This window comes from Streptomyces nanhaiensis (assembly GCF_046614825.1).
Lineage (GTDB): Bacteria > Actinomycetota > Actinomycetes > Streptomycetales > Streptomycetaceae > Streptomyces > Streptomyces radiopugnans.
The window spans coordinates 1-242 of sequence record NZ_JBKJFM010000449.1 but is presented as its reverse complement, the minus strand read 5'-3'; the positions used below and the strand labels follow the sequence as shown (position 1 = coordinate 242).

At 72.3% G+C, this 242-nt stretch carries 1 protein-coding gene; it reads left to right on the top strand.

The window, feature by feature from the left end; all coding sequences use genetic code 11:
• The first annotated feature begins 15 nt into the window (after positions 1–15).
• A complete protein-coding gene (locus tag ACLIYP_RS30995; RefSeq protein ID WP_412716368.1) occupies positions 16–111 on the top strand; it encodes a hypothetical protein in 96 nt (31 codons plus the stop codon).
• Positions 112–242 lie beyond the last annotated feature (131 nt).

Genomic DNA, 242 nt, shown 5'->3' with positions numbered 1-242 from the left:
GAGTACGACCTGCCGGTGGGCTCCTCGGAACCGCACGGCCTCGCCTTCGGTCCCGACGGGGTTCTGTACGTGGCTCTGGAGATCGGGGAGATCGCCCGGCTGGAGGTGTAGCCGCGCACGAGGGCGCACGGAGGGCGGCGGGGACGCGTACCGCGCGTCACCGCGCCTCACACGTCGGGGACGCGCAGCTTCTTCCAGCTGGTGGGACCGGGGATGCCGTCGGCGTCCTTGCCGGTGAAGCC